This window comes from Streptomyces sp. 7R007 (assembly GCF_054850255.1).
Genome location: NZ_JBTWMV010000032.1, coordinates 24541 through 44054 on the forward strand (window position 1 = coordinate 24541; position 19514 = coordinate 44054).

At 72.1% G+C, this 19514-nt stretch carries 19 protein-coding genes; 9 read left to right on the plus strand and 10 right to left on the minus strand.

Annotation, left to right across the window (positions count from 1 at the left end; genetic code table 11):
- Window positions 1–596: 596 nt before the first annotated feature.
- A complete protein-coding gene (locus ACYF6T_RS31650; protein ID WP_461700826.1) occupies window positions 597–1358 on the plus strand; it encodes a class I SAM-dependent methyltransferase in 762 nt (253 codons plus the stop codon).
- Here the strand turns inward: ACYF6T_RS31650 and argS are convergent, their stop codons facing one another.
- Window positions 1359–3131, minus strand: coding sequence for an arginine--tRNA ligase (argS, locus tag ACYF6T_RS31655; RefSeq protein ID WP_461700755.1), 1773 nt, complete (start codon window positions 3129–3131; stop codon window positions 1359–1361).
- A gap of 128 nt (window positions 3132–3259) precedes the next feature.
- On the opposite strand from argS, the gene lysS reads away from it, so the two are divergent.
- Entirely contained in the window at window positions 3260–5005 is a 1746-nt protein-coding gene (gene lysS, locus ACYF6T_RS31660) for a lysine--tRNA ligase (RefSeq protein WP_461700757.1), read from the plus strand.
- Between the two features lie 45 nt (window positions 5006–5050).
- On the opposite strand, the gene ACYF6T_RS31665 is transcribed toward lysS, so the two are convergent.
- From ACYF6T_RS31665 to ACYF6T_RS31675, 3 genes are all read right to left on the minus strand, one after another.
- A complete protein-coding gene (locus ACYF6T_RS31665) occupies window positions 5051–6262 on the minus strand; it encodes a DUF2637 domain-containing protein (RefSeq protein ID WP_461700758.1) in 1212 nt (403 codons plus the stop codon).
- 128 nt (window positions 6263–6390) lie between these two features.
- Entirely contained in the window at window positions 6391–7308 is a 918-nt protein-coding gene (locus ACYF6T_RS31670) for a DUF3558 family protein (RefSeq protein WP_461700760.1), read from the minus strand.
- A gap of 133 nt (window positions 7309–7441) precedes the next feature.
- Window positions 7442–8266 carry a DUF3558 domain-containing protein gene (locus ACYF6T_RS31675; protein ID WP_461700761.1) on the minus strand — a complete coding sequence of 275 codons (825 nt, stop codon included), beginning with the start codon at window positions 8264–8266 and terminating at the stop codon, window positions 7442–7444.
- Between the two features lie 206 nt (window positions 8267–8472).
- Here ACYF6T_RS31675 and ACYF6T_RS31680 point away from each other — a divergent pair, with 206 nt between their 5' ends.
- Window positions 8473–9666 carry an RtcB family protein gene (locus ACYF6T_RS31680; protein ID WP_461700763.1) on the plus strand — a complete coding sequence of 398 codons (1194 nt, stop codon included), beginning with the start codon at window positions 8473–8475 and terminating at the stop codon, window positions 9664–9666.
- Window position 9667: 1 nt separating this feature from the next.
- Here ACYF6T_RS31680 and ACYF6T_RS31685 read toward each other — a convergent pair whose 3' ends face one another.
- The 4 genes from ACYF6T_RS31685 to ACYF6T_RS31700 form a co-directional block, all read right to left on the minus strand.
- Window positions 9668–10930, minus strand: a complete 1263-nt coding sequence (locus ACYF6T_RS31685; protein WP_461700764.1) for a GNAT family N-acetyltransferase — start codon at window positions 10928–10930, stop codon at window positions 9668–9670.
- Between the two features lie 19 nt (window positions 10931–10949).
- Window positions 10950–11096, minus strand: coding sequence for a hypothetical protein (locus ACYF6T_RS31690; protein ID WP_461700765.1), 147 nt, complete (start codon window positions 11094–11096; stop codon window positions 10950–10952).
- Window positions 11096–11854 carry an SDR family NAD(P)-dependent oxidoreductase gene (locus ACYF6T_RS31695; RefSeq protein ID WP_461700767.1) on the minus strand — a complete coding sequence of 253 codons (759 nt, stop codon included), beginning with the start codon at window positions 11852–11854 and terminating at the stop codon, window positions 11096–11098. Before ACYF6T_RS31695 ends, ACYF6T_RS31690 begins: the two co-directional genes overlap by 1 nt.
- Window positions 11855–11935: 81 nt before the next feature.
- Window positions 11936–12274 carry a YnfA family protein gene (locus ACYF6T_RS31700; protein WP_461700768.1) on the minus strand — a complete coding sequence of 113 codons (339 nt, stop codon included), beginning with the start codon at window positions 12272–12274 and terminating at the stop codon, window positions 11936–11938.
- 112 nt (window positions 12275–12386) lie between these two features.
- Between ACYF6T_RS31700 and ACYF6T_RS31705 the strand changes: the two genes are divergently transcribed.
- On the plus strand, window positions 12387–12854 hold the full coding sequence (locus ACYF6T_RS31705; RefSeq protein ID WP_461700770.1) for a hypothetical protein: 468 nt from the start codon (window positions 12387–12389) through the stop codon (window positions 12852–12854).
- Here ACYF6T_RS31705 and ACYF6T_RS31710 read toward each other — a convergent pair.
- A complete protein-coding gene (locus tag ACYF6T_RS31710; RefSeq protein WP_461700771.1) occupies window positions 12845–13261 on the minus strand; it encodes a winged helix-turn-helix transcriptional regulator in 417 nt (138 codons plus the stop codon). The genes ACYF6T_RS31705 and ACYF6T_RS31710 overlap by 10 nt on opposite strands.
- 127 nt (window positions 13262–13388) lie before the next feature.
- On the opposite strand from ACYF6T_RS31710, the gene ACYF6T_RS31715 reads away from it, so the two are divergent.
- Window positions 13389–14282, plus strand: a complete 894-nt coding sequence (locus ACYF6T_RS31715; RefSeq protein WP_461700773.1) for an NADP-dependent oxidoreductase — start codon at window positions 13389–13391, stop codon at window positions 14280–14282.
- Between the two features lie 240 nt (window positions 14283–14522).
- Here the strand turns inward: ACYF6T_RS31715 and ACYF6T_RS31720 are convergent, their stop codons facing one another.
- On the minus strand, window positions 14523–15338 hold the full coding sequence (locus tag ACYF6T_RS31720) for a DUF6597 domain-containing transcriptional factor (protein ID WP_461700775.1): 816 nt from the start codon (window positions 15336–15338) through the stop codon (window positions 14523–14525).
- A 127-nt stretch (window positions 15339–15465) separates the two neighbouring features.
- On the opposite strand from ACYF6T_RS31720, the gene ACYF6T_RS31725 reads away from it, so the two are divergent.
- From ACYF6T_RS31725 to ACYF6T_RS31740, 4 genes are all read left to right on the plus strand, one after another.
- Window positions 15466–16554, plus strand: coding sequence for an LLM class flavin-dependent oxidoreductase (locus tag ACYF6T_RS31725; RefSeq protein ID WP_461700776.1), 1089 nt, complete (start codon window positions 15466–15468; stop codon window positions 16552–16554).
- A complete protein-coding gene (locus tag ACYF6T_RS31730) occupies window positions 16551–17144 on the plus strand; it encodes an FMN reductase (protein WP_461700778.1) in 594 nt (197 codons plus the stop codon). Before ACYF6T_RS31725 ends, ACYF6T_RS31730 begins: the two co-directional genes overlap by 4 nt.
- Before the next feature lie 206 nt (window positions 17145–17350).
- Window positions 17351–18061 carry a response regulator transcription factor gene (locus ACYF6T_RS31735; protein WP_461700828.1) on the plus strand — a complete coding sequence of 237 codons (711 nt, stop codon included), beginning with the start codon at window positions 17351–17353 and terminating at the stop codon, window positions 18059–18061.
- On the plus strand, window positions 18062–19489 hold the full coding sequence (locus tag ACYF6T_RS31740) for a sensor histidine kinase (RefSeq protein WP_461700780.1): 1428 nt from the start codon (window positions 18062–18064) through the stop codon (window positions 19487–19489). It begins immediately after the preceding gene.
- Window positions 19490–19514: the final 25 nt, after the last annotated feature.

Sequence of the window (19514 nt, forward strand, 5' to 3'; positions counted from 1 at the left end):
CGGTGTCGTGGCAGAGCGGGCGAGCGTCCGTCGAGGCGGGTCCGTGCGGCTGGCAAGCGGGCGGCGCTTGTTGACGGGGGGGCTGTGGGGGTGGCGGGCGGGTGGGCGTGCGTTGGTGGGGGCCGGTGTCGTGGCAGAGGGGCGAGCGTTCGTTGACGTGGGCCCGTGCGGTGGCAGGGCGGGCGGGCGCCTGTTGAGGCGGGCCCGTGCCGGTCGCAAGCGGGTGGGCGCCCGTTGACGAGTGGGCGGCTGCCCATCATAGTGGGCGCATGCCCACTCCAGCGTCCGCGTCGCCACCCGCGCCCGAACCGACCTCCATCGAACCCGCACCAGAACCGGCCTCCATCGAAGCCCCGCCCGAACCGGCTTCCATCGAAGCCTCACCCGAACCGGCCTCCACCCCGCCCTCGCCCGATCCGGCCGCCCCGCCCTCGCCCGAACCGGCCTCCACCCAGCTCTCGCCAGAACCGGCCTCCATCCCGCCCTCGCCCGAACCGGCGTCCACCCCGCTCTCGCCCGATCCGGCCGCCCCGCCCTCGCCCGAACCGGCCTTCGCCGGGTCTTCCGGTGCGGAGCGTCCCCACGAGCGCCGTGACATCGCCGAGTCCTTCGGTGCCGACCCCGAGCGTTACGACCGCGCCCGCCCGCGCTACCCCGACGCCCTGATCCGGTACGTCCTCGACGCCGCTCCCGGTCCCCGGGTCCTCGACGTCGGCTGCGGCACCGGCATCGCCGCCCGTCAGTTCCAGGCGGCCGGCGGCACGGTCCTCGGGGTCGAACCCGACGCCCGGATGGCCGAACTGGCACGGCGGCTGGGCACGGACGTGGACGTGGCGCGGTTCGAGGAGTGGGAGCCGGGCGGGCGGCGGTTCGACGCCGTCGTCGCCGGGACGGCCTGGCACTGGGTCGATCCGGCCGCCGGCGCCGCGAAGGCGGCCCACGCCCTGCGCCCGGGCGGCCTGCTCGCCCCGTTCTGGAACGTCGCCGAGCTCCCGGCCGACCTGGCCGAAGCCGTCGCCGACGTCTGCGCGCGCGTCATCCCCGACGCGCCCTTCGACTTCCGCGCCGCCCTCGGCAGGTCCATGGTCGACGGCTACCAGACCTTCCTGGTCAAGGCGGCCGACGCGATCCGCGCGACCGGTGAATTCACCGAGGCCGAACACCGGCGCCACGACTGGGAGTTCACCTACACCCGGGACGCCTGGCTGGACGTCCTGCCCACCCAGGGCGCCTTCACCCGCGTCCCGCGCGACAAGCTGGGCGAGATCCTGGACGCCGTGGGGACCGCCATCGACGCGCGGGGCGGCACGGTCACCATCCCCTACGCGACGCTGGCGGTCACCGCCGTCCGCAGGTGATCAGAGGCGCTCGGGCGTCCGGATGCCCAGCAGCGCCATGCCCTGGTGCAGGGTCCTGGCGGTCAGGTCCACCAGGAACAGCCGGTTCTCCACGACCTCGGCCGGGTTGTCGGCGGACAGCACCTGGCACTGGTCGTAGAACGTCGTCAGCAGCGTCGCCAGCTGGTACAGGTACGCCGCCAGCTTGTGCGGCTCGTACGCCGCCGCCACCTCCAGCACCGTCTCGCCGAACTGGTCCAGGTGCAGGCCCAGCGCCCGCTCCGCCGGGGCCAGTTCGAGCCCGGGGTGGGCGGCGGGGCGGGCGTCGCCGGCCTTGCGCAGGATCGACTGGATACGGGCGTACGCGTACTGGAGGTAGACGGACGTGTCGCCGTTCAGCGAGACCATCTGGTCCAGGTCGAACTTGTAGTCCCGTACCGCCGACGTCGACAGGTCGGCGTACTTGACCGCGCCGATCCCGACGTACCGGCCGTTCTCGACGATCTCCCGCTCGCTCAGGCCCACCTTCTCGGCCTTCTCCCGCACCACGGCCGTGGCCCGCTCGACGGCCTCGTCCAGGAGGTCCTCCAGCTTGACCGTCTCGCCCTCACGCGTCTTGAACGGCTTGCCGTCCTTGCCGAGGACCGTGCCGAAGGCCAGCTGGAACGCCTTGACGTCGTCGCCGAGCCAGCCGGCCCGCCGGGCCGTCTCGAAGACCATCTTGAAGTGCAGGGACTGCCGGGCGTCGACGACGTACAGCAGGCTGTCGGCCTTCAGGTTGAAGACGCGGTCGCGGATCGCGGACAGGTCGGTCGCCGCGTAGCCGTAGCCGCCGTCCGACTTCTGCACGATCAGCGGCACCGGCTTGCCGTCCGGGCCCTTGACGTCGTCGAAGAACACGCACAGGGCGCCCTCGGAGCGGACGGCGACGCCCGCCTCCTCCAGCAGCCGGCAGGTCTCCGCCAGCATGTCGTTGTACCCCGACTCGCCGACGATGTCCGGGTCCCGGACCTCCATGTCCAGCTTCTCGAAGACGGAGAAGAAGTAGATCTTCGACTCGTCGACGAACTTCTGCCAGATGGCGAGCGTGTGCGGGTCGCCGGCCTGGAGGTCGACCACCCGGCGCCGGGCCCTGGTCTTGAACTCCTCGTCGGAGTCGAAGAGTTTGCGCGCGGCCTTGTAGAGGCGGTCGAGGTTCGACATCGCCTCCTCGCCGCTCACCTCGCCGGCCTCGTGGTCCAGCTCGTGCGGGTGCTCGTCCAGGTACTGGATGAGCATGCCGAACTGGGTGCCCCAGTCGCCGATGTGGTGGCGCCGGATCACGCTCTCGCCGGTGAACTCCAGCAGCCGCACCACCGCGTCGCCGATCACCGCGGAGCGCAGGTGGCCGACGTGCATCTCCTTGGCCACGTTCGGCTGGGCGTAGTCGATGACCGTGGTGCCGGGGCTGTCGGCGTACGGCACGCCCAGCCGGCCGGTGTCGTCCGCGTACCGCGCGGCCAGGTTCTCCACGATGGCCCGGTCGCCGATGGTGATGTTGAGGAAGCCGGGCCCGGACACCTCGACGTCCTCGATCAGCTCGCCCGTGGTGATCCCCGCGACCACCCGCGTCGCCAGCTCCCGCGGGTTGGCCTTGGCCTTCTTGGCGAGCGCCAGGATGCCGTTCGCCTGGAAGTCCGCCCGGTCACTGCGTCGCAGCAGCGGGTCCGCGCCGGCGGCCTCCGGCAGTGCAGCCGAGAGGGCGGACGCGAGGTGCTGCTGGACGGAGTCGCTGAGGGACGTGACCGAGGCCATAGGAAAGGGTGCCGTTCTCCTCGTGGGAATGGATGGTCCCCGCCAGTATCCCACGGCGGGTAAAGCGGTTTTCGTCGTCGCAAGCCGGTCTGTGAGAATGGGGTGTCACCCCGTTCAGAAAGAAGGACGTGCCGATCGTGGCTCAGAGCACCGAGACCACCGACTGGGTCTCCCGTTTCGCGGATGAGGTCATCGAGGAGTCGGAGCGTCGGGCCCCGGGCAAACCGGTCGTCGTCGCGTCCGGACTCTCCCCCTCCGGCCCCATCCACCTCGGCAACCTCCGCGAGGTCATGACCCCGCACCTCGTCGCCGACGAGATCCGGCGGCGCGGGCACCAGGTGCGCCACCTCATCTCCTGGGACGACTACGACCGCTACCGCAAGGTGCCCAAGGGCATCGCCGGGGTCGACGAGGACGCCTGGGCCGAGCACATCGGCAAGCCCCTGACCTCCGTCCCGGCGCCGAAGGGGTCGGCGTACCCGAACTGGGCCGAGCACTTCAAGGCCGCGATGACCGAGTCGCTGGCCGAACTGGGCGTGGAGTTCGACGGGATCAGCCAGACCGCGCAGTACACCTCAGGCGTCTACCGCGAGCAGATCCTGCACGCCATGCGGCACCGGGGCGAGATCGACGCGATCCTCGACCAGTACCGCACCAAGAAGGCCCCGGCCAGGAAGCAGCAGCAGAAGCCCGTCGACGAGGCCGAGCTGGAGGCCGCCGAGGGCTCCGGCGCGGCGAGCGAGGACGACGGCTCCTCCGGCTCCGCCGGGTACTTCCCGTACAAGCCGTACTGCGGCAACTGCGAGAAGGACCTGACGACCGTCACCTCCTACGACGACGACAGCACCGAGCTGTCGTACACCTGCACCGCCTGCGGCTTCGCCGAGACCGTCCGGCTGAACGAGTTCAACCGCGGCAAGCTGGTGTGGAAGGTCGACTGGCCGATGCGGTGGGCCTACGAGGGCGTGATCTTCGAGCCGTCCGGCGTCGACCACTCCTCGCCCGGGTCCTCCTTCCAGGTCGGCGGGCAGATCGTCGGGATCTTCGGGGGCAAGCAGCCGATCGGACCCATGTACGCCTTCGTCGGCATCTCCGGCATGGCGAAGATGTCGTCGTCGCGGGGCGGTGTGCCCACCCCCGCCGACGCGCTGAAGATCATGGAGCCGCAGCTCCTGCGCTGGCTCTACGCCCGCCGCCGGCCCAACCAGTCCTTCAAGATCGCCTTCGACCAGGAGATCCAGCGGCTCTACGACGAGTGGGACAAGCTGGAGGTGAAGGTCGCCGACGGCTCGGCGCTGCCGGCCGACCTCGCCGCGCACTCCCGCGCGGTCGGCACGGCGGCCGGCGAACTGCCGAAGACGCCCCGCCCGCTGCCGTACCGCACACTCGCCTCGGTCGCCGACATCACCGCCGGCCACGAGGACCAGGCGCTGCGCATCCTGAGCGAGCTGGACCCCTCCCACCCGCTCGGCTCCCTCGACGAGGCCCGGCCGCGGTACGACAAGGCCGAGGCGTGGATCAACACCCACGTGCCGGCCGACCAGCGCACCATCGTCCGCGACGAGCCCGACGCCGAGCTGCTGAAGTCCCTCGACGAGGCCTCCCGGCAGTCGCTGCGGCTGCTGCTCGACGGACTCGCCGACCACTGGTCGCTGGACGGGCTGACCCACCTCGTCTACGGCGTGCCGAAGGTGCAGGCGGGCTTCCCGGCCGACGCGACGCCCAAGGAGCTGCCGGCCGAGATCAAGACGTCCCAGCGCACGTTCTTCGCGCTGCTGTACCACCTGCTCGTGGGCCGCGACACCGGTCCCCGTCTGCCCACGCTGCTGCTGGCGGTGGGACAGGAGCGGGTGCGGGCCCTGCTCGGGGAGTGACGCCGTGAGGAAGGCGCCCGGTGCCGCGGGGCACCGGGCGCCTTCCTATGCGATGTGCTCGTCCGCCAGTTCCGCGTTGAGCCGGTTGGAGAAGCGGTTCACCATCTGCTCCGCCTCGCGCAGCGGGAGCGTGATCTCGTACGTCGCCTCGACGTCGGCGATGAACCCCCGGGCGGAGGGCGCGCCGTTGCCGCTCTTTATCGACTCGCGGAAGATCTGGTAGTAGTCCTCCTCGGTCGGCTCCGGTGCGCCGCCGCCCTCTCCCAGCTCGCGGGTCCGGTTCGGGCCCACCGGGATCGGGAAGCTGCCCGTCTCCTCCATGGAGGGCTCTTCCTCGAACTGCTCCGCGTACTGCTCGGCCTGCTGCTGCTCCGCGTACCACTGGGCGTACTGCTCCGGGTCGTACGTCGGGTCGTAGTCGCCGTGGTACTCGATCTGCTGCGGATGACGGGCGTGCAGCCAGGGGCTCACCTCCGGCTCGGCCACCGGCTCCGGCTCCGGCTGCGGCTCCGGCGCGGGCGCCTGCACGGCCGCCCGGTGCTCCATCGGCACCGGCACGGGCCTCGGCTCGGGCGCCGGCGGCAGCACCGCCGGCTCGATGCCCGCCGCCGCCAGACCCGCGGGAGCCGTCTCCGCCAGCGGGACGCCGTAGCGCGCGAGCCGCAGCGGCATCAGGGACTCCACCGGAGCCTTGCGCCGCCAGGCGCGGCCGAAGCGGGAGCGCAACCGCGCCTGGTAGACCAGCCGTTCCTGCTCCAGCTTGATCACCTGCTCGTAGGAGCGCAGCTCCCACAGCTTCATCCGCCGCCACAGCAGGAACGTCGGCACCGGTGACAGCAGCCACCGCGTCAGCCGTACGCCCTCCATGTGCTTGTCGGCCGTGATGTCCGCGATCCGCCCGATCGCGTGCCGGGCCGCCTCGACGGCGACGATGAACAGCACCGGGATCACCCCGTGCATGCCCACGCCCAGCGGATCCGGCCACGCCGCCGCGCCGTTGAAGGCGATCGTCGCCGCGGTCAGCAGCCACGCCGTCTGCCGCAGCAGCGGGAACGGGATGCGGATCCAGGTCAGGAGGAGGTCCAGGGCGAGCAGGACACAGATACCGGCGTCGATGCCGACCGGGAACACATAGGCGAAGTTCCCGAAGCCCTTCTTGATGGCCAACTCGCGGACGGCCGCGTACGAACCGGCGAAGCCGATGCCGGCGATGATCACGGCGCCGGTCACGACCACGCCGATGAGAACGCGGTGCATCCGAGTCAGCTGCAGTGGCGCGGCCACTCGTACTCCCCTCCCATTGCGTGCTGTTGCGCGCAACAGAGTGGCACATGTGTACGGCGGACGTGGTATCGGTGCCGTTCGATGTGACCGTCCGCTCTTCTTCAGCTCTTCTTCGCGGCCGAGGAAGAGGCCGACGGCGAGGCCGACTTGGACGGCGACTTGGACGGCGACTCCGACGGCGACGCGGACGCCGACTTCGACGGCGACTTCGAGGGAGACGGGCTCGCCGCACCCGTGCCGGAACCGGCGCCGCCGCCCTCGCCGTTCGCCGCCGACACCGACGCCACCGCCTCCTTGGCCGCCTGCTCGGCCAGCTTGGTGAGCGTGTCGGCGTTCGGCGTCTTCTCACCGGCCAGACCGGCGCCGTTGTAGTCCAGGGTGACGACGACGTTCTCCACCCGCGCCACGACCGTCTGCTGCTTGAAGGAACCCTCCTTCTTCTTCAGGTCGTAGCGCACCGCCGTCGCCTCGTCGCCCGTCCCGGCCACCGGCCGCGACGAGGAGTTCTTCGCGCCCGCCACCGTCTCGGCGTCCTTGACCTGCTTCTGGTAGTACGCGTGCGCCAGCGCGTTGCCCTCGCCGCGCGTCGCGTCCGATTCGAAGCGCAGCAGCGAGACGTTGAGCCAGCGGAACTGCGAGCCCTTGACGCCGTTGTTGTCCAGGCTGCTCCAGGAACAGCTGGCCCGCGTCGCGATGTCGTCCGAGGAGCCCTCCTTGGCGGACTTCACGCCCTTGGGCACCAGCGAGGTCAGCGTCTTCTTCGACAGCACGCCGCACGCCTTGGGCAGCGTCCGGTACGCGGCCGCCTGCACGGTGGGCGAGGCGCTCGCGGAGACCGAGGCCCCGCCGGTGGCCGACTCCTGGTCCGCGGAGTCGTCCGAACCGGAGCCGGAGGAGCATCCCACCGCGAGCAGCATCGCAGGAAGGACGACCGCGCCGGCCAGCACGGGGCCCCGGCCCCTGCGCCCCGCGCCCGTCTCTCGCTCGTTCCGCCGGTCTCGCTGTGCTGGTCGCTGCATGGTTCCTTCACTCATGACACTCGTGGTTCCTGCGGTCGGATCGGGTCCGAGGGGCCACGGTACGCGGTGAGGGACCTGTGCGGTTCTGCTTCGCGGGCTTTGCGGACGGGTGCACGGAGGTGAAGAACCGGTGCTAACCGCCGAGCGTGTCGGCCAGCTGGGCGGCCAGTTTCCGGGCCTTGTCCTGCATTTCCTTGCTGTCCGGAGCGATGCCGACGCCGGCCGGTTGCTCCTCGTACTCGATGGTCACGATCACGTTCGACGTGCGGAACGCCACAGTCACCGTGCGCTGCTGGGCCGTCGAGGCGGAGCCGCTGAGCTCGTCGTCGAGGAACGCCTCGTCGCCCAGGCCGTCGAGGGTGCGCGGCTGGAGGTCGGCGGGGGTGACGGAGGAGGAGGCGGACGACGAGGCGGACGACGAGGACGACGTCGAGGCGGATGCCGAAGTGCCGGGCGTGGGGCCGCCGGTGGAGGACGTCGGGCTCGTCGTCGTGGTGGAGGCGGCCGGCTCGGGCAGGTCCGCGGCCTCCTGCTTCGTCGCGAACAGCTGCTGCGCCTCGCTGTCGTCGCTGACGGAGTTGTCGTACGACACCACCCGCTCGAAGTCGACGAGCAGATGGTCCGTCGCGTCCGCCGACTCCACCTTCCAGCGGCAGCCGACCTTGCGGTCCGTGTCGTACGTCAGCGTCGCCTCGCCCGCGTACGCCTTGTCCCGCTGCTCCTGGTCCGCGATCTGCTTGATGCCGGGCAGCAGGGAGTCGAGGGTGGCCTGGGGCACCGCCGCGCACGCCTCCGGCAGCGTGCGGTACTTGCCGGGCTGGGCCGCCGCGGTCGCGGTGCCGGCGTTGCCGGGGTTGGCGTCGTCGGTCGTGCCGCCGTCGCCGGAGCCGCCGGTGCAGCCGGCCAGCAGCGCCGCGAGGAGGACGGCGACGCCGGGTACGTAGGCCTTCCGCTGCACGGTCAGGCTCCTCTCGACGGTGGGTCGGGGGTGGGGCACCACCAGTGTCCCCGCTGGTTAATCGCTTGCCGCACGGGGGCGCCCCCTGGAGACAATGTCTATCGCACGCATGGCCGCAGACGCCGGTCCGTTGTCCTGTTCATCGACCTTGGCGCCGGTTTTTGCGATTTCTGACTTCTATTCTTTTCCGGGGGAACGAGGACGTTATGTCGTACGTGGAGATGCCGGGCGCGAAGGTCCCCATCCGCATGTGGACCGACCCCGCGACGGTCGAGGACGTGGCGATGCAGCAGCTGCGCAACGTCGCGACCCTGCCCTGGATCAAGGGCCTCGCGGTCATGCCGGACGTGCACTACGGCAAGGGCGCGACGGTCGGCTCGGTCATCGCGATGCGGGGCGCCGTGTGCCCGGCGGCGGTGGGGGTGGACATCGGCTGCGGGATGTCGGCGGTGAAGACGTCCCTGACGGCCAACGACCTGCCCGGCGACCTCTCGCGCCTGCGCTCGAAGATCGAGCAGGCGATTCCGGTGGGCCGGGGGATGCACGACGACCCCGTCGACCCGGGCCGCCTGCACGGCTTCGCCACGGCCGGCTGGGACGACTTCTGGGGGCGGTTCGACGGGGTGGCGGAATCGGTCCGGTTTCGCCATGAGCGTGCGGAAAAGCAGATGGGAACGCTCGGATCGGGCAACCACTTTGTCGAGGTGTGCACGGATACGACCGGTTCTGTATGGCTGATGCTGCACTCCGGATCCCGCAACATCGGCAAGGAGCTGGCCGAGCACCACATCGGCGTGGCCCAGAAGCTCCCGCACAACCAGGGCCTGGTCGACCGCGACCTCGCCGTCTTCGTCGCGGACACCCCGCAGATGGCGGCGTACCGCAACGACCTGTTCTGGGCGCAGGAGTACGCCAAGCGCAACCGCTCGATCATGATGGCGCTCCTGAAGGACGTGATCCGCAAGGAGTTCCGGAAGGCGAAGCCGGTCTTCGAGCCCGAGATCAGCGCGCACCACAACTACGTGGCCGAGGAGCGCTATGACGGCATGGACCTGCTCGTGACCCGCAAGGGCGCGATCCGGGCCGGCTCCGGCGAGTACGGGATCATCCCGGGCTCGATGGGCACGGGGTCGTACATCGTGAAGGGTCTCGGCAACGAGAAGGCCTTCAACTCCGCGTCCCACGGCGCCGGCCGGCGCATGAGCCGCAACGCGGCCAAGCGCCGGTTCTCGACGAAGGACCTGGAGGAGCAGACGCGGGGCGTGGAGTGCCGCAAGGACTCCGGCGTCGTGGACGAGATTCCCGGCGCCTACAAACCGATCGAGCAGGTCATCGACCAGCAGCGGGACCTGGTGGAGGTCGTGGCGAAGCTGAAGCAGGTCGTGTGCGTGAAGGGCTGAGTCAGCTCAGCCGCTTTTCCAGCAGGGTCACCGTGTACGGGCTGCCTGCGTTGCCGTCCTGTACGGGCTGTTCGCCTACGGCCCGGTAGCCCGCCGACTCGTAGTACGCGCGGAGGCGGGGGTTGGAGGCGAGGCAGTCGAGGCGGGCGTAGGGACGGCCCGCCGCCGCGATGCGGGACTCGGCTTCCGCGAGCATGCGGCGGCCCGTGCCCGGTGGGGCCGTGTGCGGGGTGGTCATCAGGCGGTGGATGTAGCCCGCGTCGGCGGGGCGCGGGCCCCAGGCCGCCTCGTCCTGCCACCACAGTTCCCAGGCGCCGGTGAGGTGGGGGCCCGAGTGGGCCAGCCAGACCTCGCCCTCGGCCATCCGCGTGCGGAAGTGCCTCTCGTCCTTCTCGCCCGGCTTCCACTGGTCGATGCCGCGGGCCAGTTGCCACAGGGCGGCCGAGTCGCGGAGGCGGACCAGGGTCGCCGCGTCGGGCGGGGTCGCCTTGCGGTAGGTCAGGGGCGGGTGCGCGGACGGGTGGGGTTCGAGCAGCGCCGTGCGGAGGCGTGTCGCCAACTCCTGTGCGTCCAGGGCCAGTTCCCGGGTCACGTATGTCTCGATCGAGCCGTGGCGGGCCCGCATGGCGGTGAGGAACGTGCGCATGACCGCCGCCGGGGCGCGGCCGAAGCCCGGCCAGGACGGCTCGCGGCCCTCGCGTGCCGTCCAGGCCGCCCGCAGCGCGGGTGCGGCCAGTTCGGTGAGGCTGTAGTCCTCGACGATCGTCTCGTCCGGGACGTCCAGCAACGACAGGACCAGCGCGGCCAGTTGGCCCGTGCGGTCCTTGCCCGACGCGCAGTGGAAGACCAGGGGGCGCGCGGAGTCCGCCGCCTGGGCGATCAGCTCCAGTGCGCGGCGGATCTCCTTCGTGCCGTCCTCCGCCACCTCCATGTACCGCGCCGCCAGGTACGGGCCCGGGTCCTCGTCGGGTCCCAACGCGGCCTGGTCGTACGGGCGGTGCTCGATGCTGAGGTTGTGGTAGTCGAAGGACGGGTGGTCGGGGACGCGGCCGCGTGCCTCGGCCTCCCAGGGGTGACGCAGGTCGACCACCGTGCGGATGTCCAGGGCGAGGAAGCGGGACCAGTCCTCGGTGCCCGGTCGCAGCCTGCCCAGCGAGTCCGCGCGGTACAGGCGGCGGGGGCGGATCCGCAGGCCGTCGCGGGTCGTGTAGCCGCCCAGGTCGCGGAAGTTGTGCAGCGCGTCGAACGGTATGTGTCTGTCCACGTGGTGTGACCCTAACCGCTCACTTCGCGTGCAGCACCGCGTAGATCATCACGAACGCCACGATGTGGATGCCGAAGAGGAAGTACGCGAGGTAGTACCAGACGTACCGTTCGCGCTTCTTCTCCAGGGCCAGCCGTCGCCGGTCCGCCTCCTCCGCGTCCGCCATCACAACTCCCGGTGGACCTTGGTGTTCGACGCCTGGGCGCGCGGGCGCAGGATCAGGAGGTCGACGTTGACGTGGTGCGGGCGGGTGACCGCCCAGGTGATGGTCTCGGCGACGTCGTCGGCGGTGAGGGGCTCGGCCACGCCCTGGTAGACCTTCGCCGCCTTCTCCTCGTCGCCGCCGAAGCGGGTGAGGGCGAACTCGTCCGTCTTGACCATGCCGGGCGCGATCTCGATCACCCGCACGGGCTGGCCGACGATCTCCAGGCGCAGGGTCTCGGCGAGGACGTGGGCGCCGTGTTTGGCGGCGACGTAGCCCGCGCCGCCCTCGTAGGTGCCGTGGCCTGCGGTGGAGGAGACGACGACCACCGTGCCGTCGCCGCTGGCGACCAGCTTGGGCAGCAGGGCCTGGGTGAGGTTCAGGGTGCCGATGACGTTCGTCTCGTACATCGTGCGCCAGTCGTCGGGGTTGCCGGTCGCCACCGGGTCGGCGCCGAGCGCGCCGCCGGCGTTGTTGACGAGCACGGCGATCGTCTTGAAGGCCGTCGCGAACTCGTCCACCGCGGCCCGGTCGGTGACGTCCAGCTGGTACGCCGTCGCCGCGTGCCCGGCCGCGTTGATCTCCTCGGCCAGCGCCTCGATGCGGTCCTTGCGGCGGGCGGTCAGGACGACCCGGTAGCCGGCCTCGGCGAGCTGCCGGGCGGTGGCGGCGCCGATTCCGCTGCTCGCACCGGTGACGATCGCTATGCGGGACGGGGCCATCAGGCTGCTCCTAGGCGGGTTCGGTGGCGGGTTCGCTGAGGCCAGGATAGGCGGCGGCCCCGTGCGCCCGGGTGGGGCCGGTCATCCGCCGTTCCGCGGAGCCCACATGATCACGGCCATGCCCGCCAGGCAGATCGCCGCCCCCGCGATGTCCCAGCGGTCCGGGCGGTAACCGTCCGCCACCACCCCCCACAGGATCGAGCCCGCGACGAAGACGCCCCCGTACGCCGCCAGGATGCGGCCGAAGTGGGCGTCGGGCTGGAAGGTGGCGACGAAGCCGTAGGCGCCCAGGGCGAGGACGCCGCCGGCCGTCCACGGCCAGCCGCGGTGTTCGCGCACGCCCTGCCAGATCAGCCAGGCGCCGCCGATCTCGAAGAGCGCGGCGAGGACGAACAGGGCGGCGGAGCGGGCGATCGGCATGGCGACAGCGTGGCACGGGCGGTGCTGTCACCTGATGGAGGGCGCCTGCCGGGCGGCCGCGCGCGGGATACATCGGTACGTCCTGCGGCGCCGGAGTGAGGAGTGTGGTCGTATGCGGAGGTCTCTCGCGGTGTGGGTGGCGGCGATGGCGGCCGTCGGTGCGGCGGCCGGGCCCGCGGGTGCCGAGGGCGGCGGGCCCGAGGCCGACCTGGCCTACCACGGGGCCGCGTCGATGAGGGCCGGCCGGGTCGACGTGCGGTTCACGCCGCGCAACCACGGGCCGTCCGCGGTGCCGGACGCGACGGTACGGCTGCGCTGGTCGGAGCCGCTGGTGAACGGTCAGGCGCTGCCGGCGGGGTGCGCGCGCTCGGGGCCGCGGGCGGTGCTGTGCCGGGTGGGGGCGCTGCCGGCGGACGGGCTGGGCGAGCAGATCGGCCTGCGGGTACGGCTGCGGGGGGTGCCGTCGGAGGTGCTGGTGGAGATCGACACGGTGTGGAGCGGGGGTGCGGTGGACCGCAACAGGGCCAACGACCGGCAGCGGGTGCTGGTGCTGGACACCGGGGACGACTACTACTTCTGAGCCGGGGCGGCGCTGTCGGCGTCGTAGCGCTCGCGGGCCTCGCGTACCTCGTCCATGTGGGTCTCCGCCCACTTCTTCACCGCGGTCAGCAGCAGGGCGAGGCTGCCGCCGAGCGGGGTGAGCTCGTAGTCGACGCGGACCGGGACGGACGGGGTGACGGTGCGGCTGATGATGCCGTCGCGTTCGAGGGTGCGCAGGGTCTGGGTCAGCATCTTGGGGCTGACGCCCGCGATCTTGCGGCTGAGGTCGCTGTAGCGCATGGGGCCGGCGGAGAGGGCGGCGACGACGAGGCTGACCCATTTGTCGCTGAGGCGGCCGAGCAGCTCGTTGGTGGGGCAGGCCCTGAGGAAGGCGTCGTACTCGAACCGTGCCTGCTCGCGTCGCTGGGCCGCGGTCGTGGTCGCCATGGCTTCCCCTCCGGGTAGGTAGGCACTCTCAGGTAACTACTTCCGAATAGATAGTAGCTCTTTCTAGGGTTGTGGGCATCGGAACGCGCGAACGGCGCGAACACCCATGATCGTGGGGAGAGTTGGCATGCGTGCAGCAGTGGTGAGGACGTTCGGCGGCCCCGAGGCCGTGGAGATCGTCGACAGCGAGGTGCCCGAGCCGGGGCCCCGGCAGGTGCGGATCAGGGTCGCGGCGGCGGCGCTGAACCCGGTGGACGCGGGCGTGCGGGCCGGCGCCTTCGGCGGGGCGGGCAAGCAGATCGGGCTCGGCTGGGACGTGGCCGGGACGGTGGACGCGACCGGGGTGGCCACGGCGTGGAGCGTCGGCGACGAGGTGGTGGCCCTCGACCCGGGCATGGTGCGGCCACTGGGCACGCACGCCGAGTACGTCGTGGTCGAGACGGACGCGGTCGCCAAGGCGCCGGTCACGGTGGACGCGGTGCACGCGGCGACGCTGCCGCTGAACGCGCTGACCGCCGTTCAGGCCCTGGACCTGCTGGAGCTGACGCCGGGGCAGTCGCTGCTGGTGACGGGGGCCGCGGGCGCGGTCGGCGGCTTCGCGGTGCAGCTCGCCGCGCACCGCGGGGTGTCGGTGACGGGATTGGCGCGGGCGGAGGACGAGGAGCTCGTACGGTCGCTGGGGGCGGCGCGGTTCACCGGCGGGACGGTGGCGGCGGGCGCCGTGGACGCGGTGCTGGACGCGGCGGTCCTCGGCGAGGCGGCGCTGGCGGGGGTGCGGGACGGCGGTGTCTACGTCGGCGTCATTCCGGGCGCGGCGCCGGGGTCCGTGCGGGGGATACGGACCGACACGGTGGCGGTGACCCCTGACGGGGCACGGCTCGCCGAGCTGGCGGGGCTGGTGGACGAGGGCGTGCTGACGCTGCGGGTGGCGGAGACGTACGCCCTGGAGGACGCGGCGAAGGCCCATGCGCGGCTGGCGGGCGGCGGGGTGCGCGGGCGGCTGGTGTTGGTGGCGCGTTAGGTTGACGGCCGGGTGCGGGCGCGTGGGGGCTGGCCGCGCGGTTCCCCGCGCTCGTTGGTTGGCGGCCGGGTGCGGGTGTGTGGGGGGTGGAGGCTGGTCGTGTGGTTCCCCGCGTTCCTTGGTTGGCGGGCGGGTGCGGGTGTGTGGGGGGTGGAGGCTGGTCGTGTGGTTCGCCGCGTTCCTTGGTTGGCGGGCGGGTGCGGGTGTGTGGGGGCTGGTCGCGCGGCTTGCCGTGCCCCTTCAGGGCGTTGCCGGGGCCGCATGGTCGGCGTATCTGGTCGGCGGTACGCCCACCGTCGTCGTGAAGTCCCTCACCAGGTGTGCCTGGTCGGCGTAGCCCAGGTCCGCGGCGAGGCGGGCCCAGTTGATCTCGCGGTCCGTTTCGGCGTGTTCCAGGGCCTCGTGGATGCGGTGGCGGAGGATGACCCACTTGGGGCCGACGCCGACGTACGTGGCGAAGAGGCGCTGGAGGAGGCGTACCGAGATGCCCTCCGTGGCGGCCAGGTCGGTGACGCGGCGGATCGAGCGGTCGTCGCGGGCGCGGGCGGCCAGGGTCGTCGCGAGGCCGGCCTGGGGGTCGGGGCGCGGGTCGAGGGCGAGGAGGAAGGCGTCCAGCGCGGCGACGCGGTCCGCCTCGTCGTCGGGGCCGAGGACGGCGGCGAGGTCGGCGTCGGGGAAGACCGCGGGGGAGCGGACCCGGCGCCCCGTCCACGCGCTCACCGGCCGGTCCGGCGCGAAGGGCCGGAAGGCGCCCGGGCGGAACTTGACGCCGCACACCCGGCCCCGCCCCTCCAGCTTCTGCGTGAAGAGGCCGTGCTGGACGCCGGCGACCTCCACGAAGGGCTCCTGCCCCTCGAACCGCTGGAAGACGATGTGGACGGCCGGATGCGGGACCACGTGCGAGACGTACGGCTCGGTCAGGTCCCAGTCGATCAGCCAGTAGTACTCGACGTACGCGCGCAGCGGCTCGGCGGCGTCGGGGCGGCGGAAGTCCACGCGGGCGAGGAAGTCCGCGGGGTCGACGATCCCTCGGGTGTCACGGCGTGCGGCGGCCATGCCGGGATCGTAGGCCGCCCCGCTGACAGTGCCCGGAGACGCTCCCGGAAGGCCCGCGGAATACGGCGGCCCGGGTCGTCGTTCGGCTGTATGGTTGAACGGTCAACAACTTGGAGGTTGAGCGACCATGCAGTTCGGGATCTTCAGCGTCGGCGACGTCACGCCGGACCCCACCACGGGCCGTACGCCGACCGAGCGCGAGCGCATCAAGGCCATGGTCGCCATCGCGCTGAAGGCCGAAGAGGTCGGCCTCGACGTCTTCGCCACCGGCGAGCACCACAACCCGCCGTTCGTGCCGTCGTCGCCGACGACCATGCTCGGATACGTGGCCGCGCAGACGGAGAAGCTGATCCTCTCCACCTCCACCACCCTCATCACCACCAACGACCCGGTGAAGATCGCCGAGGACTTCGCGATGCTCCAGCACCTGGCCGACGGCCGGGTGGACCTGATGATGGGCCGCGGCAACACCGGACCGGTCTACCCCTGGTTCGGCCAGGACATCCGGCAGGGCATCCCGCTCGCCGTGGAGAACTACGCGCTGCTGCGCCGGCTGTGGCGCGAGGACGTCGTGGACTGGGAGGGCAAGTTCCGCACGCCGTTGCAGGGCTTCACCTCGACGCCGCGGCCGCTGGACGGGGTGCCCCCGTTCGTCTGGCACGGCTCGATCCGCTCGCCGGAGATCGCCGAGCAGGCCGCCTACTACGGCGACGGGTTCTTCCACAACAACATCTTCTGGCCCGCGGACCACACCAAGCGCATGGTCGAGCTGTACCGGACCCGCTACGCCCACTACGGGCACGGCACCCCGGAGCAGGCGATCGTCGGCCTGGGCGGCCAGGTGTTCATGCGCCGCAACTCCCAGGACGCGGTGCGCGAGTTCCGGCCGTACTTCGACGTGGCGCCGGTGTACGGGCACGGGCCGTCGCTGGAGGAGTTCACCGACCAGACCCCGCTGACCGTGGGGTCCCCGCAGCAGGTCATCGAGAAGACGCTGGCGTTCCGCGAGTACGCCGGCGACTACCAGCGCCAGCTGTTCCTGGTCGACCACGCGGGGCTGCCGCTGAAGACCGTGCTGGAACAGCTCGACCTGCTCGGCGAGGAGGTCGTGCCGGTGCTGCGCAAGGAGTTCGAGGTCGGCCGGCCGGCCGGGGTGCCCGAGGCGCCCACGCACGCGTCGCTGCTGGCCGCCGCCCGCGAGGAGGTGTCCGCATGAAGCTCGTCGTCGTCTCGGCGGGGCTGAGCGTGCCGTCGTCCACCCGGCTGCTGGGCGACCGGCTCGCCGCGGCCGTGGGCCGGCAGACGCCGGTCGAGGTGGAGGTCGTGGAGCTGCGCGACCTCGCCGTGGAGATCGCGCACCACTTCACCAACGGGTTCCCGGGCCGGCGGCTGGCCGCCGCGATCGACGCGGTGACCGGGGCGGACGGGCTGGTCGTCGTCACGCCGGTGTTCTCGGCGTCGTACAGCGGACTGTTCAAGTCGTTCTTCGACGTCGTCGAGCCGGACGCGCTCCAGGGCAAGCCGGTGCTGATCGCCGCGACCGGCGGCACGGCCCGGCACTCCCTGGTCCTCGACCACGCCCTGCGCCCGCTCTTCTCCTACCTGCGCGCCGTGGTCGTCCCGACCGGGGTCTACGCCGCCTCGGAGGACTGGGGCGCGGAGGGCCTGGACGGCCGCATCGAACGGGCGGCGGGGGAGCTGGCGGCGCTGCTGACGGGGCTGCCGAGGCGGACGGAGAAGCCCGCGTTCGTGCCGTTCGCCGAGCAACTGGCCGCTCTTTCGCCCACCGGCCCGTCCGGCGTCTGAGGACGAGGCCCCTTCCGGGGCGGGGCGGGGCGGGGTCTGGGGGCGGGCAGCCCCCAGGCCGCGGCGGCCGACGGTGAGAGGACGGTAGGCGCACACCCCCGGGTTGCGTCTGTGACGGTGAGAGCGCGGTAAAAAGGCCGATCGTGGGGCCGCTCACCCGGCTGAACCGCCGCAGGCCTTGGCAGACTGGTGGCGTGCCCCAAACTGTGCTGCTCGCCGAAGACGACCGCGCCATCCGCCACGCCCTGGAGCGCGCCCTGACGCTGGAGGGCTACCAGGTCACCGCGGTCGCCGACGGTGTCGAGGCGCTGGCGCAGGCCCACCGCAGCGCCCCCGACGTGCTCCTCCTCGACGTGATGATGCCCGGCATCGACGGCCTCCAGGTCTGCCGGGTGCTGCGCGCCGAGGGCGACCGCACCCCGATCCTCATGCTCACCGCGCTCGTCGAGACCGCCGACCGGATCGCCGGCCTGGACGCGGGCGCCGACGACTACGTGGTCAAGCCCTTCGACGTCGAGGAGGTCTTCGCCCGGCTGCGCGCCCTGCTGCGCCGGACGTCCTCCGACCACGGCCCGCTGGCCGACGTGCCGAAGGAACCCCCGGCCGCCGCCACCGACCGCCAGATCGAGGCCGCCGGACTGCGCATGGACGTCCAGGCGCGGCGCGCCTGGCGCGGGGCACGCGAACTGGAGCTCACCCGCACCGAGTTCGAACTGCTGGAACTGCTCGTGCGCAACGCCGGGATCGTCCTCGACCACTCCACCATCTACGACCGCATCTGGGGCTACGACTTCGGCCCCGGCTCCAAGAACCTCGCCGTGTACGTCGGCTACCTGCGCCGCAAGCTCGACGAGCCCGGCGCCCCGCAGCTGATCCACACCGTGCGGGGCGTGGGTTACGTGCTGCGGGAGGACTGAGTGGGCCGCCTCAGGCGGCTGCTGACCAGGAGGCGGCCCGGGCTCGTCTCGCTGCGCACCACGTTCGCCGTGTCGTTCGCGGCCGTCACCGCCGCCGTCACCGTCCTGGTCGGCGTGCTGTCGTACAGCGCCGCCGCCCGGCTGGTGCGGGTCGACCAGGAGTCCGTGTTCGACCAGGTCGTGCAGGACCTGCGGGACGAGGTGCGGCAGCACAGCATGACGACGGAGGACTTCTCCTCCTCGGCGCCGGGCCACGACATCGTGCGGCCGGCCCGCACGGACGTGCAGGTGCTGGGCCCGGACGGCTCGGTCGTCGACCGCGGCAGCCCGGCACTGCCCGTGACCTCCGGCGACCGGCGGACCGCGGCGGCCCCGAGCGCGGGCCGGATGGTCGAGCACAAGGACGTCGACGTCGGCCAGGACGTCTACCGCGTCGCCACCGTCGCCCTCGGCAAGGGGCGGGGCGCGGTGCAGGTGGCGCAGGAGTTCAGCGACACCGAGGACCTGCTGCGCGCGCTCCAGCAGCGGACGCTGATCCTGATGGCCGCGGTCGTGACGGCGGCCGGTCTGTTCGGCTGGTGGCTGGCCCGGCGCATCACGCGCCGGCTGATCATCCTCACCTCGGCCGCGGAGGACGTCGCCCGCACCCGGCGGCTCGGCATCCAGGTGCCGGTCACCGGCTACGACGAGGTGGGCCGCCTCGGCCGCGCCTTCGACCGCATGCTGGGCCGGCTCGCCCAGTCGGAGGAGGACCAGCGCCGGCTGGTCCAGGACGCGGGGCACGAGCTGCGCACCCCGCTGACCTCGCTGCGGACCAACATCTCCCTGCTGCGCCGGATCGACGAACTCTCGCCCGGCACCCGCGAGGACCTCGTCGCCGACCTCTCCCAGGAGGCCCGCGAACTGACCGACCTGGTCAACGAGCTGGTCGACCTCGCGGCCGGCCAGTCCGACACCGAGCCGCCGCAGAAGGTCGACCTCGCCGAGCTCGCGGAGGACGTGGCGGGGCTCGCGCGGCGGCGCACCGGGCGGGAGATCACCGTACGGGCCGGCGGCGACACCACCACCGACGGGCGGCCGGGGATGCTGACCCGGGCGATCTCCAACCTGGTCGAGAACGCGGCCAAGTTCGACCGGGACGGCAACGGACCCATCGAGATCAGCGTCGTCGGGCCCGCCCGGCCGGGCACGGTCCGCGTCGAGGTCCTCGACCGCGGGCCCGGCATCGCCGACGCCGACCTGATGCGCATCTTCGACCGCTTCTACCGCGCCGCCGACGCGCGCTCCCTGCCGGGCTCCGGGCTCGGCCTCTCCATCGTCCGCGAGGTCGCCCTCGCCCACGGAGGAGCGCCGTTCGCCTCCCTGCGGGAGGGCGGCGGCTCGGTCATCGGCTTCACGGTGGGCGGGCCCCGGGACGCCTCCGCCTGAGGGCTGACTGGGGGCGGTCCGTCGC

Coding starts and splice junctions, on each gene's coding strand:
- argS (WP_461700755.1), bottom strand. CDS start 3,131: ATGGCCTCGGTCACGTCCCTCAGCGACTCCGTCCAGCAGCACCTCGCG.
- ACYF6T_RS31665 (WP_461700758.1), bottom strand. CDS start 6,262: ATGCACCGCGTTCTCATCGGCGTGGTCGTGACCGGCGCCGTGATCATC.
- ACYF6T_RS31670 (WP_461700760.1), bottom strand. CDS start 7,308: ATGCAGCGACCAGCACAGCGAGACCGGCGGAACGAGCGAGAGACGGGC.
- ACYF6T_RS31680 (WP_461700763.1), top strand. CDS start 8,473: ATGTCGTACGTGGAGATGCCGGGCGCGAAGGTCCCCATCCGCATGTGG.
- ACYF6T_RS31690 (WP_461700765.1), bottom strand. CDS start 11,096: ATGGCGGACGCGGAGGAGGCGGACCGGCGACGGCTGGCCCTGGAGAAG.
- ACYF6T_RS31695 (WP_461700767.1), bottom strand. CDS start 11,854: ATGGCCCCGTCCCGCATAGCGATCGTCACCGGTGCGAGCAGCGGAATC.
- ACYF6T_RS31700 (WP_461700768.1), bottom strand. CDS start 12,274: ATGCCGATCGCCCGCTCCGCCGCCCTGTTCGTCCTCGCCGCGCTCTTC.
- ACYF6T_RS31705 (WP_461700770.1), top strand. CDS start 12,387: ATGCGGAGGTCTCTCGCGGTGTGGGTGGCGGCGATGGCGGCCGTCGGT.
- ACYF6T_RS31710 (WP_461700771.1), bottom strand. CDS start 13,261: ATGGCGACCACGACCGCGGCCCAGCGACGCGAGCAGGCACGGTTCGAG.
- ACYF6T_RS31715 (WP_461700773.1), top strand. CDS start 13,389: ATGCGTGCAGCAGTGGTGAGGACGTTCGGCGGCCCCGAGGCCGTGGAG.
- ACYF6T_RS31720 (WP_461700775.1), bottom strand. CDS start 15,338: ATGGCCGCCGCACGCCGTGACACCCGAGGGATCGTCGACCCCGCGGAC.
- ACYF6T_RS31725 (WP_461700776.1), top strand. CDS start 15,466: ATGCAGTTCGGGATCTTCAGCGTCGGCGACGTCACGCCGGACCCCACC.
- ACYF6T_RS31730 (WP_461700778.1), top strand. CDS start 16,551: ATGAAGCTCGTCGTCGTCTCGGCGGGGCTGAGCGTGCCGTCGTCCACC.